Below are 272 nucleotides of genomic sequence, written 5' to 3'. Positions count from 1 at the left end.
CTGCGTCCAGGGTGGGGGTGGCTCGTGCCGTGTACGACGCCTCCATGACCGCGCTGGCGGTACTGAAACGACTCGAGGACGCCACAGCGGCGTGTAAAGCGGCCTTGGTGGCCCGCGTCATCGCAGCAGCCCACGTGGAAGCGGCCGCGACCAGTCTGGATCCGTGGCAGGCAGGGATCGCCGACAGTAGCGCTTGCACCGACATCGCGCTGACGCTGTGTATTCCTGAACGCACCGCGGCCGCTTTGGCCCACCACAGCACTGCCTTGCTC

Annotated in this window: 1 protein-coding gene; it reads left to right on the top strand. The window is 67.3% G+C overall.

Going from position 1 to position 272, the window contains the following annotated elements; genetic code table 11:
• A partial coding sequence (locus JMA46_RS16910) for a hypothetical protein (protein WP_207346503.1) occupies positions 1-272 on the top strand: 272 nt, incomplete at both ends.

The organism is Arthrobacter sp. E3, assembly GCF_017353415.1.
Lineage (GTDB): Bacteria > Actinomycetota > Actinomycetes > Actinomycetales > Micrococcaceae > Specibacter.
Note: the sequence above shows the minus strand (reverse complement) of the source record. Positions and strands in the feature narration are given on the sequence as shown.